This is a genomic window from Campylobacter ornithocola, from assembly GCF_013201605.1.
In the GTDB taxonomy this organism is placed as follows: Bacteria; Campylobacterota; Campylobacteria; order Campylobacterales; family Campylobacteraceae; genus Campylobacter_D; species Campylobacter_D ornithocola.
Genome location: NZ_CP053848.1, coordinates 697,474 through 711,560 on the forward strand (window position 1 = coordinate 697,474; position 14,087 = coordinate 711,560).

19 protein-coding genes are annotated in these 14,087 nt (G+C 28.4%); 15 read left to right on the top strand and 4 right to left on the bottom strand.

All coding sequences use genetic code 11. The features are described from left to right. Window positions 1-13 precede the first annotated feature (13 nt). The 10 genes from cbrR (at window position 14) to mrdA (ending at window position 8,309) form a co-directional block, all read left to right on the top strand. Window positions 14-1,258: a bile resistance response regulator CbrR gene (gene cbrR / locus CORN_RS03705; protein WP_066008376.1), complete on the top strand. Its 1,245-nt coding sequence runs from the start codon at window positions 14-16 to the stop codon at window positions 1,256-1,258. Next, window positions 1,249-2,049 carry a TatD family hydrolase gene (locus CORN_RS03710; RefSeq protein WP_066008375.1) on the top strand — a complete coding sequence of 267 codons (801 nt, stop codon included), beginning with the start codon at window positions 1,249-1,251 and terminating at the stop codon, window positions 2,047-2,049. The genes cbrR and CORN_RS03710 overlap by 10 nt, the downstream gene beginning before the upstream one ends. Next, complete coding sequence (locus CORN_RS03715) at window positions 2,049-3,200, top strand: lytic transglycosylase domain-containing protein (protein WP_066008374.1); 1,152 nt, start codon at window positions 2,049-2,051, stop codon at window positions 3,198-3,200. Before CORN_RS03710 ends, CORN_RS03715 begins: the two co-directional genes overlap by 1 nt. Further along, the gene (locus CORN_RS03720; protein ID WP_066008373.1) at window positions 3,136-3,975 is read left to right on the top strand and encodes a septal ring lytic transglycosylase RlpA family protein; all 840 of its coding nucleotides are present in this window, start codon (window positions 3,136-3,138) and stop codon (window positions 3,973-3,975) included. The genes CORN_RS03715 and CORN_RS03720 overlap by 65 nt, the downstream gene beginning before the upstream one ends. Window positions 3,976-3,978: 3 nt before the next feature. Beyond that, window positions 3,979-4,467, top strand: a complete 489-nt coding sequence (locus tag CORN_RS03725) for an HAD hydrolase family protein (RefSeq protein ID WP_066008372.1) — start codon at window positions 3,979-3,981, stop codon at window positions 4,465-4,467. After that, window positions 4,458-4,964, top strand: coding sequence for a hypothetical protein (locus CORN_RS03730; protein ID WP_066008371.1), 507 nt, complete (start codon window positions 4,458-4,460; stop codon window positions 4,962-4,964). The genes CORN_RS03725 and CORN_RS03730 overlap by 10 nt, the downstream gene beginning before the upstream one ends. Next, a complete protein-coding gene (lptA, locus tag CORN_RS03735) occupies window positions 4,946-5,404 on the top strand; it encodes a lipopolysaccharide transport periplasmic protein LptA (protein ID WP_066008370.1) in 459 nt (152 codons plus the stop codon). The genes CORN_RS03730 and lptA overlap by 19 nt, the downstream gene beginning before the upstream one ends. Continuing rightward, window positions 5,401-6,000, top strand: a complete 600-nt coding sequence (yihA, locus tag CORN_RS03740; protein WP_066008369.1) for a ribosome biogenesis GTP-binding protein YihA/YsxC — start codon at window positions 5,401-5,403, stop codon at window positions 5,998-6,000. The genes lptA and yihA overlap by 4 nt, the downstream gene beginning before the upstream one ends. A gap of 124 nt (window positions 6,001-6,124) precedes the next feature. Next, window positions 6,125-6,481 (top strand): hypothetical protein, encoded by a 357-nt coding sequence (locus CORN_RS03745; protein ID WP_245162296.1) that lies wholly within the window; start codon window positions 6,125-6,127, stop codon window positions 6,479-6,481. A gap of 1 nt (window position 6,482) precedes the next feature. Further along, window positions 6,483-8,309, top strand: coding sequence for a penicillin-binding protein 2 (gene mrdA, locus CORN_RS03750; RefSeq protein WP_066008367.1), 1,827 nt, complete (start codon window positions 6,483-6,485; stop codon window positions 8,307-8,309). Here the strand turns inward: mrdA and queA are convergent. From queA to tatB, 3 genes are read right to left on the bottom strand one after another with little or no spacing between them, the layout of a single operon-like run. Continuing rightward, entirely contained in the window at window positions 8,302-9,321 is a 1,020-nt protein-coding gene (queA, locus tag CORN_RS03755) for a tRNA preQ1(34) S-adenosylmethionine ribosyltransferase-isomerase QueA (RefSeq protein WP_425337392.1), read from the bottom strand. The two genes, mrdA and queA, sit on opposite strands and share 8 nt — an antisense overlap. Next, window positions 9,317-10,057, bottom strand: coding sequence for a twin-arginine translocase subunit TatC (gene tatC, locus CORN_RS03760; protein WP_066008366.1), 741 nt, complete (start codon window positions 10,055-10,057; stop codon window positions 9,317-9,319). The genes queA and tatC overlap by 5 nt, the downstream gene beginning before the upstream one ends. A gap of 2 nt (window positions 10,058-10,059) precedes the next feature. Then, window positions 10,060-10,452, bottom strand: a complete 393-nt coding sequence (tatB, locus tag CORN_RS03765) for a Sec-independent protein translocase protein TatB (RefSeq protein ID WP_066008365.1) — start codon at window positions 10,450-10,452, stop codon at window positions 10,060-10,062. A 157-nt stretch (window positions 10,453-10,609) separates the two neighbouring features. On the opposite strand from tatB, the gene CORN_RS03770 reads away from it, so the two are divergent. From CORN_RS03770 to CORN_RS03785, 5 genes are read left to right on the top strand one after another with little or no spacing between them, the layout of a single operon-like run. Continuing rightward, entirely contained in the window at window positions 10,610-11,551 is a 942-nt protein-coding gene (locus CORN_RS03770) for a permease (protein WP_066008364.1), read from the top strand. A gap of 10 nt (window positions 11,552-11,561) precedes the next feature. Further along, entirely contained in the window at window positions 11,562-11,882 is a 321-nt protein-coding gene (locus CORN_RS03775) for an ArsR/SmtB family transcription factor (protein WP_066008363.1), read from the top strand. Between the two features lies 1 nt (window position 11,883). Further along, window positions 11,884-12,291 (top strand): arsenate reductase/protein-tyrosine-phosphatase family protein, encoded by a 408-nt coding sequence (locus tag CORN_RS03780; RefSeq protein ID WP_066008362.1) that lies wholly within the window; start codon window positions 11,884-11,886, stop codon window positions 12,289-12,291. Continuing rightward, the gene (locus CORN_RS08635) at window positions 12,292-12,597 is read left to right on the top strand and encodes an arsenic resistance protein (protein WP_280642217.1); all 306 of its coding nucleotides are present in this window, start codon (window positions 12,292-12,294) and stop codon (window positions 12,595-12,597) included. It begins immediately after the preceding gene. Beyond that, a complete protein-coding gene (locus CORN_RS03785) occupies window positions 12,563-13,306 on the top strand; it encodes an arsenic resistance protein (RefSeq protein WP_280642216.1) in 744 nt (247 codons plus the stop codon). The genes CORN_RS08635 and CORN_RS03785 overlap by 35 nt, the downstream gene beginning before the upstream one ends. Window positions 13,307-13,314: 8 nt before the next feature. On the opposite strand, the gene CORN_RS03790 is transcribed toward CORN_RS03785, so the two are convergent. Continuing rightward, complete coding sequence (locus tag CORN_RS03790; protein ID WP_066008361.1) at window positions 13,315-14,079, bottom strand: HugZ family heme oxygenase; 765 nt, start codon at window positions 14,077-14,079, stop codon at window positions 13,315-13,317. Between the last annotated feature and the right edge of the window lie 8 nt (window positions 14,080-14,087).

The window sequence follows — 14,087 nt, forward strand, 5'->3', positions numbered from 1 at the left end:
AAGAGAGTTGGCTATGGAAGAAAAAATTTTAATTATTGATGATAATAAAATGCTTACGAAGCTTTTAGCAAAAAAAGTAGAAAACACTTTGGGTTTAAAAGTAGATGTTGCTTTTGATATGAATAGTGCCAAAGAATTAGTAAAAAATGATTATTTTATGGCTTTTGTAGATCTTTGTTTGCCAGATGCCCCTAATGGAGAAGTGGTAGATGTAATTTTAGAAAAAAATATCCCTGCTATAGTTCTTACAGGAAGTAGTGATGGGCAAACACGTAAAAAATTTATGGAAAAAGATATTATAGGTTACATTCAAAAAGATAGTGAAGGCTGTATTGATGAAATGTTAAGTTCTATTAGAATGCTTCAAAAAAATAATAAAACTAAGATAATTTTAGCAATTGCTAATGTGACCTTGCGTGCTGAAATGAAAAAAAATCTTAACAATCAACTTTTCAATGTCTTAGCAGCAGCACATGGAGAAGAAGCATTAAATTATTTAAGTGATAATCCTGATACAAAATTAGTAATTTGTGATGCAACTATGCCAGTAATTAATGGAGAAGATTTACTTGTAGAAATTCGTTCAAAATATTCTAAAATAGAACTTGGTGTAATTATGGTTGGGGATAAAGATGATGCATTAGAAGCAAGAGCTTTTAGAAAAGGTGTAAATGATTATGTTATTAGACCTTTTCAAAAAGAATCATTAAACTGTAGAGTGAATAATTGTTTAGATTATATGCAAAAATGTGTTTTACTTGATGAGTATAGTTTGGGTAAAGATTTGCTAACAGGACTTGATGATTATGCTAATTTCGAAAAAAGATTTTTAGATTATCTAGAAGATATGCAAGAAAATGAAGAGATGGCTTTAGCATTAATTGATATAGATAATCTTGCAACGATAAATTATGAATTAAGCTATGATTGCGGTGATGGCGTGATTAAACATACAGCTAAAAAAATCAAAGATCAAATTCGTGGTATGGATTTGGCAACTAAAATTGAAGATGGTAAATTTTATGTGGTTTTAAAAAATACAGGACATAAAGAAGCGCTAAAAGCTTTTTCGAATATAAGGGTAAATATTGCCAAAGAAAGTGTTTTGATAGCTTTAGATGAAGTTGATTATAGTATTTCTATAGGAGTAGCTTTCGGAGCTAAAGCAAGTCAAATGCAAGATTTGCTTAATAGTGCTCAAAAAGCACTAGATTTAGCTAAAGCTAATGGTAAAAATAGGATAGAGGTATGTTTCTAGATTGTGATTTTGCTGAAAAAATCATAGATACGCATTGCCATTTAGATAGTCAAGCTTATTTTGGATATTTAGATGAAATGCTAATACATGCTTTTGCAAATGGAGTTGATAAAATCATTATACCAGGTGCGGATATAAATGATTTACCAAGAGCAAGAGAAATTGCACATAATTACGAAAATGTGTATTTTTCTTGCGGAGTACATCCTTATGATATAGATGATTTTGATTTAGATATTTTGAAAGAATTTATAAATGATAAAAAATGCGTTGCAGTGGGTGAATGTGGACTTGATTATTATCGTTTAAAAGCAGGTGAAGACGAAAAAATAAAAGCAAAACAAAAAGATGTTTTTATAGCTCAAATTCAGCTAGCTATTGAATACAAAAAGCCTTTAATTGTGCATGTACGTGAAGCTAATGAGGATAGTTTTAATATTCTAAAAACATATGCAAAAGATTTGCAAGGTGGTGTTTTACATTGTTTTAATGCTAGTGAACTTTTGCTTCAGCTAGCAAATGATAATTTTTATTTTGGTATAGGAGGAGTTTTAACCTTTAAAAATGCTAAAAAGTTAGTAGAAATATTACCTAAAATTCCAAAAGAAAAACTTGTTTTAGAAACTGATGGACCTTATTTAACTCCAGAACCACATCGTGGTAAGGTAAATGATCCTATTTTGACCCATTTCATAGCACAAAAAATAGCTGAACTTTTAAATTTATCCAAAAATGAAGTGATAAAATTTACTAATTTTAACGCTAATCGTTTGTTTTTCCAAGGTTTATAATGAAAAAAAGCTTTTTATTTTTTATCTTAGTATTATTATATTTAAATGCTAAGGCCTTGCAATTTACCCCAGAACATTACACACAACAAGCACAAATTTTAAGAAATTTAGATATAGAAGCAAGTTATCTTAGCGATATGATTTTTTTAGAATTTAAAGAATCTTCTATGGATATGCATTCTAAAACTTTAGTTGATACCATGAGGGAATTTTATAAAATCACTCCAATTATTCGTAAAATTTTAGAAAAAGAAAATATTCCTCAGGAATTTTTGTATTTAGCTATTGTAGAATCTGGTTTAAAAATTCATAGTATTTCTAGAACTAAGGCAGTTGGTGTTTGGCAGTTTATGAAGCCAACAGCACAAACTTTAGGTTTAAGAATAGATCCTTATGTGGATGAGAGAAAAGATCTAGTTAAATCAACTTATGCTGCTATTGCTTATTTAAAGCAATTAAAAGAGCAATTTGGAAAATGGTATTTGGCTATTTTAGCTTATAATTGCGGTGATGGTAAATTGCGTCAAGCTATAAAAAAAGCAAAAAGCGATGATTTAAGAGTTTTACTTGATCCTGATAAAAAGTATCTACCATTAGAAACTAGAGTTTTTATTAGAAAAATTCTTACCATGGCATTTTTAGCAAATAATAATGATTTTTTAATTTCGCAAGATAGTGCTTTACTTAATTATGCTCTATCAAGTGAGGTTAAAAAAATTTCTGTTCCACCAAGCGTTTCTTTAAGAGAGCTTGCTAAGGTAGCTAAAATGTCCTATAATGAATTTAAACGTTATAATCCACATTTTAATTATGATTTTACTCCACCTGATAAAAAAGATTATTATATGTATATTCCTTTAAGTAAAAGTGTAGCAGTAGAAAATGCATTGCAAAATGTGAAATTAGCTAAAGTTGATACAACCATTCCGCATACAAAAATTTATATAGTAAAAGAGGGTGATAGTCTTTATACTATTGCAAAAAAGCATAAAATTAGTGTTGAAAGTATCAAAGAATATAATAAAATCAAAGGAAATCTGATTAATATTAATCAAAAACTTGTGTTAAAAATTAAGGAGAATAATAATGAAAAAATCAAGACTACTCAAAAATTATCAAAAAACTCTCATACAAAAGTCGTTAGTCGTTAGTTGTGTAGGGGTTTTATTTAGTGCTTGTAGCATGGTGCCTATTAGTACGCCTACTGTGTATTATCCAGAAAGAGATTTTAAAAGTATAAAACATAATAATACAAGTTTAAAAGGCACTATGAAGCCTTATACTATCAATGGTAAAACTTATTATCCAACTGTAGTAGAAGTAGGTGAAACTGCTGATGGTATAGCTAGTTGGTATGGACCAGGTTTTCATGGTAAAAAAACCTCTAATGGTGAAACTTATGATCAAAATAGCTATACCGCGGCTCATAAAACATTACCTATGAATACTATAGTAAAAGTAACTAACTTAAAAAATCATCGCCAAACTACAGTTAGGATTAATGACAGAGGACCTTTTGTAGCAGGTAGGATTATAGATTTATCCAATATGGCTGCAAGAGACATTGATATGATACAAGCAGGTACAGCTCCTGTAAGACTTGAAGTAATTGGCTTTGGAACAAGTGCTAATTCAGGTTCAGTGCATACTAATTCTAATTTGGGTAGTAGTGGAGAGATTGCTGATAGTGGACATATTTTTCAAGGTGGATCTTTTATGGTGCAAATTGGTGCATTTAGAAATAAAAGTGGTGCAGAGCTAATAGCAAGTAGATATAAAAATTATAATTCTTACACTTCAACAATACAAACAAGTGCTAAAGATGGCTTGCACAGGGTGTTTTTAAAAGGTTTTAGAAGCGAGCAAGAAGCAAGAGATTTTGTTGACAGCGGCTCTTTCCCAGGTGCGTTTATAGTAAGAGAGTAAACCATGATAGAACTTATTTTTTTAGATGTAGATGGTTGTTTAACAGATGGTAAAATCATCTACACGCAAAATTATGGCGAGATTAAAGAATTTAATGTAAAAGATGGTGCGGCGATTGAAGCTTGGCAAAAACTTGGTAAAAAAGTTGCTATCATTACAGGTAGAACTAGTGAGTGTGTGTATTTTAGGGCTAGAGATTTAAAAATTGATTTAGTATATCAAGGTATTAGTGATAAATTAGCTTGTGCTAAAGAAATTATAGAAAAATTAAATTTAGATTTTTCTCAATGTGCTGCTATTGGGGATTATTATAATGATATGAGCTTACTTGAAGCAGTTGGTTATAGTTTTAAACCAAAAGATGCACATAAGGCTTTAAAAACTGATAAAGTTTTAAACAGAAAAGGTGGTAGTGGAGCAGTGAGTGAAATGATAGAAATTTTAATTGAATATAATAATATGCAAGCTCAATGGGATAAACTTTGGCGATAAAAATTTTTGCTATATTAATGAGTTTATTTGCTTTTGTAATGGTGATTTTAAGCACTCAAGATCCTTATTTATTTGCCATAAAACCTCAAAAAGTAGATATAGCTAATATGCAAGCTTTTGATGTATTTGATTATGAATTAAATGCTAGTGTGGTAAAAGCTACATATCAAGCAAGTCGTTGGGTAAAGTATCAGGATAAAGATATTTTTGATGATTTTAAAGTGCAGGCACTTGATTATAATTTAAGTTCAAAATTATTGATAAGAAATGATGAAAAATCTATTTTAGAAGGCAATGTAAGCTATTTTGATCAAAATAAAACTTCTATTTTTACGCAAAAAGCAACTTATGATATGAAAAACAAAATTTTATTTTCCAATGATAATTTTAAAGCTCATATAGGTTTAAATGAGGTTTTTGGGGATAATTTTTTATATGATGTTAATCAAAAAGAGTTAAAAATTCAAGGAATAAAAGCATGGTTTTTAGAGCAATAATTTTTTTATGTTTATTAAATTTATTTGCATTTAGTGCACAAAAAATAGAAGTTTATGCTAAAGATTTTTATTTAGATGAGAAAAATGAAACAAGTGTATTAACTGGTGATGTGGAAGTAAAAAAAGGTAAGGATATTTTAAATTCACAAAAATTAGTTATTTATATGAAAAACAAACAGCCTATTAAATATATAGCTACTAAAGATGCTAAATTTAAAATTATGATGAAAGATAAAATTTATCATGGAAGCGGTGATGAATTTGTTTATAATGTAGTTAAAGATACATATGAGATTAATGGTAATGCAAAAATCACAGAAGTGCAAACAAAAAAAGAACTTATAGGAGATAAAATCATTGTCGATAGAAAAAATATGACTTATAGGGTGGTTAGTAAAGATAAAAAACCTGTGAAATTTGTATTTGAAGTAAAAGAATGATAGTAAATGCTAAATTTTTAATTTCTGCTTCTAAAATAGAGGAAGCACCACAACCTATATATACTGAAATTGCTTTTTTAGGGCGTTCTAATGTAGGAAAAAGCTCTTTAATTAATACACTTTGTAAAAATAAAAATTTAGCGAAAAGTTCTTCAACCCCAGGTAAAACTCAACTCATTAATTTTTTTGAAGTAGATTGCAAAAAAGATGAGGATAAATTTAAATTAATATTTATTGATTTGCCTGGTTTTGGTTATGCTAAAGTAAGTAAAAAAACAAAGGCTATTTGGAATAAAAATCTAGATGAGTTTTTAAAAGAGCGTAGTTCTATTAAACTTTTTATTCATTTGGTAGATTCAAGACATGAAAATTTGGATATTGATGAAAATTTGGATTTGTATTTAGATTCTTTTATTAGGGCTGATCAGAAAAAAATAACAGTTTTTACAAAAGCAGATAAGCTCAATCAAAGTCAAAAAGCAAAAATTTTTAATGCAAACAAAAATGCCATCATGGTTTCAAATTTGAAAAAAAGTGGTATTGATATATTGGAACAAAAAATTATTCTAGAGAGCTTAGGTTTTAATGAGGAGTAGAAATTTAGTAAAAAATAGATTTGATTTTTCTTATCTATTTTTCTATTTATCTTTGATTTTTTATCAAGTACTAAGCTCTGTGTATTATTGGTTACCTCCCTTATTTGGGGTATTGTTTTGTTATATGATAGTACTTTTAAAAGAAAAAGAAAGAACTCTAAATAAACTTGATTTTAGGTGGTATTTTTCTTTATTTTATCTTTTATTAATTGATATTATTCACGGATTTTATCTTTTTAGTTCATGGATAGCATTTTTCATTTTCTATCATTTTTTTGTCGATTGGTTTAAGGGTAAGTTAAAATTAGGACATTATTTGTTGGTTATATTTACATTTTGTGCTTATATTTTTATTTATCTTTTTGATGTATTTTTAGCATATTTAGATAATAATGAAATTTTAAAATTTGGTATTGAATATTTATGGTTTTTTATTGTTGAAGCTTTGATTTCTTTTGTTATTTTTAAAGGAAAAATCTAATATGCGTATGCGTTTAGTAATGGGTTTTATAGCTTGTTTTTTTATACTTTTGCTAGCTAGAGTATATTATATAAGTGTAAAATCTAATGTTTATTATGAAGAAATAGCTAAACAAAATGCTATTAAAACGCAGTTTTTAGCACCTGTAAGAGGACAAATTTTAGATATAAAAGGCAGGCCTTTAGCGGTAAATAAATTAGGTTTTTCAATTTCTATAAAACCATATTTATATATAAAAAAGAAAAACAGAGCCCTTTTAGAACAAGAATTACAGGCTATAGTAGGAGCTTTTCCTGATTTAAATGCCACCAAACTCAAAAAAGCTTATATAAAGGCAGATTCTTATTATAATCAAGATTATATTGAAGTAGTGTCATTTATAGAATATGATTCAATGATTAAACATTTTACAAAGCTTAATTTGCGTGAAAATATGCAAGTAAAATCCACTACTCAAAGATTTTATCCATACGATGCTTTAGCTAGTCATGTTATAGGTTATGTTGGGAAAGCAAATTTAAATGATATGAATGAGAATGAAATTGCAAGATTAACTAGTTATGTGGGACGTAGCGGAATAGAGCGTTCTTATAATGAAATTTTACAAGGTCAAAAAGGTGAAAAGGTTAGTAAAGTAAATGCATTAAATAAAGAAATAGAAGAGCTTTCTTATAAAAAACCCATCTCGAGTAATATCACATTAAGTATTGATCTTGATTTACAAGAATATTTAGCTAATATTTTTGAAAATTTAGCAGGTGCAGCAATAGTAATGGATATAAAAAGTGGAGCTATTTTGGCAGCAGGTAGTTTTCCTGAGTATAATTTAAATCCTTTTGTTACCGGTATTAGCCAAGAAGAGTGGGATAAGCTTTCTAATGATTTAAATCATCCTTTTACTAATAAACTTATAAACGGACTATATCCCCCAGGTTCAGTTGTAAAAATGGGTACAGCTTTAGCATTTTTAGATAGTGGTAGGGTAGGTGAAAATCACAAGTATTTGTGTGATTCTAATTTTGAGCTTGGTGGTAGAAAATTTAGATGTTGGAAAGCCATAGGTCATGGCTATATGGCTATGAATGATGCTATTAGAGAAAGTTGTGATGTGTATTTTTATAAAGGTGCTTTAGAGGTTGGCATTGATACTATTAGTTCTGTTTTTGAAAGGATAGGTTTTGGAGCAAAAACAGGAGTAGATTTACCTAATGAATTTATAGGAACAGTGCCTAGTAGGATTTGGAAAAAAGAAAAATATAATCAACCTTGGTATCAAGGGGAAACTTTAAATACTAGTATAGGTCAAGGAGATTTTCTCGCTACACCTATGCAAGTGGCTAAATTTACAGCTATGATTGCCACAGCTAAAAATATCACACCGCATTTTTTACATAGTATTGATGATAATGCCACTAAGATAAATTTTGACAATAATGAAAATGTTTTTACTACATTTGAGTTATCAAAACTCCCACTTTTAAGACGTGCAATGTATGAAGTGGCAAATGTTGATGGGGGAACTACGGCAAGATTTTTACGAAATTCACCTATAACCATAGCAGCCAAAACAGGAACGGCACAAGTGGTTGGAATTTCTCAAAGTGAAAAAAAGCGTATTAAAGAAGAGGATTTGGAGTATTTTTTAAGATCTCATGCTTGGATTACTTCTTATGCACCTTATGAAAAACCACAATATGTAGTAGTAGTTTTAATCGAACATGGAAAAAGTGGTAGTAGTACAGGAGGGCCTATACTTGCTAAAATTTATCAAAAACTTATAGATTTGGGTTATATTGATAAAAAATATATCAAGAAAAAGACTAAATAATTAGCATTCCATCGCCATATGAGTAAAAACGATAGTTATTTTCTATAGCTTTATGATAAAGCTCTAAGGTTTTTTCTCTACCCATAAATGCTGCTACAAGCATAATTAAAGTCGATTTTGGTAAGTGAAAATTAGTAAGCAAATAATCAAGTCTTTGCGGTGTATTTTGTGGGTGCAAAAACAAATCACAAAAACCTTCTTTTGTTTTTTTTCTATGATAGTATTCTATACAACGAGTAACAGTAGTGCCAACACCTAGTATTTTCTTAGAAGAATTAATCAAAGCACAAACTTCATCATCAATATGAAAAAATTCTGAATGCATTTTATGCTCACGTATATCTTCACATTCTACACCTTTAAAAGTTCCTGCACCAACATGCAGTGTAATGGTGTGGATATTGTGATTTATTTTAAGCCCATCAATCATCGCTTCATCAAAGTGCAAGCTGGCAGTGGGTGCTGCAACTGCACCTTGATTTTTAGCAAAAATACTTTGATAATTAATGTTATCTTGTGCTTCATCTGATCTTTTAATATATGGCGGTAAAGGCACATGACCTATTTTTTCTAAAATTTCAAAAACTTCATGATGATTAAGTTTTTTATCACCATTAAAAAATTCCACTTCTCTTGTACCATCATCGTGTAATTTTTTAATTTTAACTTTTAAAGAATTTTCAAAATATAAAATTTGTCCTTCTTTAACCTTACCACGAATTTGAACTAAAAAATCATTGTTTTTTAAAGGGTGATTAATAAAAAGTTCTATTTTACTACCACTTTCTTTGGTTCCATAAATTCTTGCTTTAATGACTTTGGTATCATTAAAGATGATTTCACAAGGTGGTAAAATTTTAGCTAAGTCCTTAAAATGTAAATGTGAAATTTGATCTTTACACCTTTCGTAAACTAAAAGCTTAGCATTTTCTTTAGGTAAGATGGGAAAATTTGCTACAAGCTCGCTTGGTAAGTCATAGTCATAACTAGAAAGCAAAAGATCTTTATTAATCATTTTCATCGTCTTCTTTTTGACTAGGATTGACTTTTTTTGCTATATAAATAGAAATTCCATAAAGTCCACACAAAGGTACAGCCATTAAAAATTGTGATATAACATCAGGTGGTGTCATCATAGCCGAGAAAACAAAAATCACTAAAACAGAAACCCTAAAATGTTTTTTCAAAAAAGTATCATCAATAAGTCCAAGTTTAGCAAAGAAAAAGGTTATTACAGGCATTTCAAAAGCCAAACCAAAAGCAATTACTAATTTAGTAAAAAAGCCTACATATAAACCTATACTAATTAAAGGCTTAAAATCTTGGGTTTGCACCCCAAAATCAATCAAAAATTTAAAAGCCAAAGGTATAACTATATAATAACAAAACAAAGCACCAAGTGCAAACATAATACTAGCAAAGCTTACAAAAGGTACTACTAGTCTTTTTTCGTTATCATAAAGTCCAGGTGCTACAAATTTCCAAAACTGCCAAAAAATAACCGGTAAAGAAATCAAAAAAGCTGTAAAAAATGAAACCTTCATCGCAGTAAATAAAGGCTCTTGTAGCTCAACGAAGGTCATTTGTCTTGAAATTTCAGGTAAGGCTGCTTCAACAGGTGCTTTTAGTATGTCTATAATATAGTTATTAAAACTAAAACATATAAAAAACATCACAACAACACAAGCAACACTTATAAATAATCTTTTTCTAAGTTCTACTAAATGTGGTTTTAATTCTTCAAACATTCTTAGTTTTCCATTTTCTGAGTATTTTTTTCATCTTTTTGAATTTTTTCTTCAAGATTAGAAAGTTCTTGTATATCTTTTTCTAAATCATTAATTTCATTTTTTAATTCTTTGGTATTATTTAAAATATCTTCTTTGAGTTGATCAAATTCTTCAAAACTTAGTTTTTTTCTGATATTTTCATTAGTTTGTGAAAATTCATCTTTGTATTTTTGTGCTTCATCTTTTAATTCTGCTATTTTTAGTTCTTTATTAATACTTGCTTTTGCTTCATCGATATTGCTTTTAATGGCTTTTAAAATTTTTGCAATTTCAACTATGGTTGAAGGTAATTTTTCAGGCCCAAGCACTAAAATAGCTACAACTAAAATAACTAAAATTTCACCAAAACTCATTATTTTGTCTTCTTTCGCTTGAATGTATGGTTTACATTTTACATAAAAATACTTAAAAATTCTATATACTTTTATTATATAAATACATAAAGATATATTGATATATTTATATATTTTTGATATACTATGTAAAATTAAAAAAAGGAGAGTATAAAATATGGAAAAGTTACTTTTTATTTTAAAAGATTTTCTTGTTTTATTTGCTGAGATTTCTATCTTATTTGTTTTAGTTAGTGTGGCAGTTGCCTATCTTAATGAGCGCTATGCTAAATTTTTTAATGAACATCTAAAGAAAGATTCTTTTGTGACATATATAAAAGCTGTAATTTTAGGTTGTTTAACTCCGTTTTGTTCATGTTCAAGTATACCACTTTTAAATGCTTTCTTAAAAGCTAAGGTTCCACTTGGAGTGTGTATAGCTTATTTAATCACCTCACCCTTAATTAATCCTATTATAGTGGTGATGTTTGTGGTAAGTTTTGGTTTAAAAATCTCTTTATTTTATGTAGGATTTTTATTTTGTGTGATTTTATTACTTTCTTTTTGTGTTTCTAAAATAAACACTCAAATATTTTTTAACGAAGATTTTTTAAAAAATGATTTAGAGCAGAAATCAAGCTGCTGTTCTAATGATAATTCTTCTAAAAAAACATGCGAAAAATCTAAATCCATGTTTGAAACTAATCTTAGAAAAAATAAGATAAAAGAATTGTTTTGGCAAAGCTTTAAAGAATATAAAAAAATATTACCTTATATTATTATAGGTATGGGTATAGGAGCATTGATCCAGGGTTTTTTCCCAGAGGATTTTTTCCAAAATTACATGAAAGATTATGGTGTTTTAGGTGTATTTATAGCAGCTTTTATAGGAGTTTTACTTTATATGAACTGCACAGCTATGATTCCTGTGGCATTAGCTTTAACTACCAGTGGAATTCCACTTGGTATAATGATGAGTTTTTTAATAGCAGGTGCAGGATGTTCTTTACCTGAACTTATTTTACTTAAAAGAATTTTTAAAGTAAGTTTTTTGGTTTTATTTGCTAGTATGATTGTTTTTATAGCAATTAGTTTTGGACTTTTAATGTTTTTTATATAAGGAATTGATTATGGATGATTTTTTAAAGACAACAGGTGCGATTAATGATGAAAGTAGGATTTTAATTCTAGCTTTTTTACAAAAACATGGAAAACTTTGCGTATGTGATTTGCAAAGTTCTTTAAATATGAGTCAATCGAGGATTTCAAGGCATTTAAAAATTTTAAAAGAAGCTAATTTTTTGGAAGTAGACAGACAAGGAGTTTGGGTGTATTATGGTATAAAAGAAGATTTAAGTATTTTTTGCAAAGATATGTTAAAAAATATCAATAATCTTTCTTTAAACCTTCCTGAGCTTAAAAGATTTTCTTGTGATTGCCCTAAGGAATAAAATGAAAATAGCTTTTATTTGCATTCATAATAGTTGCAGATCTCAAATAGCTGAAGCTTTGTGTAAAAAAATGTGCAAAGAGATTGGTTTGAATTTAGATGTTTATTCGGCAGGAAGTGATCTTTCTAAAGAAGTTAATTATAAAGCTATAAGGGTTTTAAAAGAAAAATATACACTTGATATAAGTTCTTATAAGGTAAAGGGTTTTGATAGCTTACCTAAGGATTTAGATATTGTTGTAGGAATGGGTTGTGGGGTAGTTTGTCCAAGTGTTAGCGCAAGATACCATTTTGACTTTGGTTTAGAAGATCCTAGTGGTTTTGAAGATAAGGATTTTATTAAAGTAGTGGAAAGCTTGGAATTAAAACTTAAAGAGCTTTTAGAAAAAATCACACAAGGAGAGCTTTAAATGCTTGGTTTTATAGATAGATTTTTAACCCTATGGATTTTTATAGCCATGGCTTTTGGATTATTTTTAGGATTTATCTTTCCTAATATTACAAATTTTTGGGAGAGTTTTAATTATAATAAAAATAATGTTTTACTTATGGTATGTTTGGTTTTAATGATGTATCCACCTTTGGCTAAGGTTGAGTATAAAAAGATATTTAAAATTTTTCATTCTTTTAAAGCTTTAATACTTTCTTTATTTTTAAACTGGATTTTTGGTCCTATTTTTGATGTTTATATTAGCTTGGGTGTTTTTAAAAAATGATCTTGATTATATGCAAGGCATTATCATCATAGGTTTAGCTCGTTGTGTAGCTATGGTGGTAGTTTGGAGTGATTTAGCTAAGGCTGATAAAGAGTACACTGCTGCTTTGGTAGGTATTAACACCATTTTTCAAATTTTGTGTTTTGCTTTTTATGTGTATTTGTTTTTAGAGTTTTTTCCTTCTCTTTTGGGCTTGAGTTTTCAAAATAACCTAGAAATAAGAATGGATGAAATTTTGAAAAATGTGGCAATTTATCTTGGTTTACCTTTTTTACTAGGGATCTTAAGTAGGGTAGTTTTTATTGGTTTAAAAGGTAAAGAATGGTTTGAGCAAAAATTCTTACCCAAAATTAATCCTATTACGCTTGTCACTTTGCTTTTTACTATCATTATTATGTGTTCTTATCGATCAAATGATATTTTTAGTTTACCTTTGGATGTATTTAAAATTTGCATTCCTTTGTTTTTATATTTTGTGATAATGTTTTATAGTTCTTGGTTTATAGGTAAAAAACTAGGTTTAAACTATGAAAAAAACACAGCTATTAGTTTTAGTGCTAGTGGTAATAATTTTGAACTTGCTATAGCTATATCTATTGCATCTTTTGGTATAAGTTCATTACAATCTTTTGCTGCTATTATAGGTCCATTGATTGAGGTGCCTGTTTTGATTTTACTTGTTAAATGGGCTTTGAAGTTTAAATATTAATAATACCACTAAAAATTAGTGGTGTTGTTTTTATGAGAGAATTTATGGGGATGTTTACCCTTAATATGAATAATTTTACTATCTTGTATATCATAAGCTTGCCCAAATCCTTTCACAAAGCGTCCATTGTGGAAGTCAAGTTTAATTAAATGAAAATCAAGCATTGTTCTGATCATCTTTACTGCTTTATCATCTTTTACTTGTTTTTCAAATTCGTCATATTTTTTATCAAAATCATTGTCTCTTTCGAGTATGGTTGCACTTGCTTTATAGCGCAATCTTTTTCTTAATGTTACCGAGCTTGCTTTGCATTCATCTTCTAAAAACATCACTTCAATATTTTTTGGATTTGCTTTGATATTGTTAAAATGCTCGCTGATTTGACTAATGTAAATATAATTTTCAGATTGAAATCTAAAAAATGGAGCATAAGAGCAAGTAGTCTCTCCATTTTCTGTTAGTGTTGCTAAAATGATGGAGTTATATTGTGCAATAAAATCATCAATTTCTTGACGTATGTTTTCTAAATCATCACTTTTTACGCCTAAGCAAAGCTCGATAATCATATCTTTAATAGTATTTTCATTTGCCTTTGTTGGAAAATTAACACGCAATGTTTGATCATCATTGTATATAATGTCTAATCCTTCAAAATCAACACTTTGAAGTGTAGTATTTTTGATTGTTTTGGAATTAGAAAATTTTTTACATAAATCTATAAGATTAGATTGATGATGTGAATTCATGTGTTCTATAATAGTGTTAAAATTCATTATATTAC

Coding starts and splice junctions, on each gene's coding strand:
- cbrR (WP_066008376.1), top strand. CDS start 14: ATGGAAGAAAAAATTTTAATTATTGATGATAATAAAATGCTTACGAAG.
- CORN_RS03710 (WP_066008375.1), top strand. CDS start 1,249: ATGTTTCTAGATTGTGATTTTGCTGAAAAAATCATAGATACGCATTGC.
- CORN_RS03715 (WP_066008374.1), top strand. CDS start 2,049: ATGAAAAAAAGCTTTTTATTTTTTATCTTAGTATTATTATATTTAAAT.
- CORN_RS03720 (WP_066008373.1), top strand. CDS start 3,136: ATGAAAAAATCAAGACTACTCAAAAATTATCAAAAAACTCTCATACAA.
- CORN_RS03725 (WP_066008372.1), top strand. CDS start 3,979: ATGATAGAACTTATTTTTTTAGATGTAGATGGTTGTTTAACAGATGGT.
- lptA (WP_066008370.1), top strand. CDS start 4,946: ATGGTTTTTAGAGCAATAATTTTTTTATGTTTATTAAATTTATTTGCA.
- yihA (WP_066008369.1), top strand. CDS start 5,401: ATGATAGTAAATGCTAAATTTTTAATTTCTGCTTCTAAAATAGAGGAA.
- CORN_RS03745 (WP_245162296.1), top strand. CDS start 6,125: ATGATAGTACTTTTAAAAGAAAAAGAAAGAACTCTAAATAAACTTGAT.
- mrdA (WP_066008367.1), top strand. CDS start 6,483: ATGCGTATGCGTTTAGTAATGGGTTTTATAGCTTGTTTTTTTATACTT.
- tatC (WP_066008366.1), bottom strand. CDS start 10,057: ATGTTTGAAGAATTAAAACCACATTTAGTAGAACTTAGAAAAAGATTA.
- tatB (WP_066008365.1), bottom strand. CDS start 10,452: ATGAGTTTTGGTGAAATTTTAGTTATTTTAGTTGTAGCTATTTTAGTG.
- CORN_RS03770 (WP_066008364.1), top strand. CDS start 10,610: ATGGAAAAGTTACTTTTTATTTTAAAAGATTTTCTTGTTTTATTTGCT.
- CORN_RS03775 (WP_066008363.1), top strand. CDS start 11,562: ATGGATGATTTTTTAAAGACAACAGGTGCGATTAATGATGAAAGTAGG.
- CORN_RS03780 (WP_066008362.1), top strand. CDS start 11,884: ATGAAAATAGCTTTTATTTGCATTCATAATAGTTGCAGATCTCAAATA.
- CORN_RS08635 (WP_280642217.1), top strand. CDS start 12,292: ATGCTTGGTTTTATAGATAGATTTTTAACCCTATGGATTTTTATAGCC.
- CORN_RS03785 (WP_280642216.1), top strand. CDS start 12,563: ATGTTTATATTAGCTTGGGTGTTTTTAAAAAATGATCTTGATTATATG.
- CORN_RS03790 (WP_066008361.1), bottom strand. CDS start 14,079: ATGAATTTTAACACTATTATAGAACACATGAATTCACATCATCAATCT.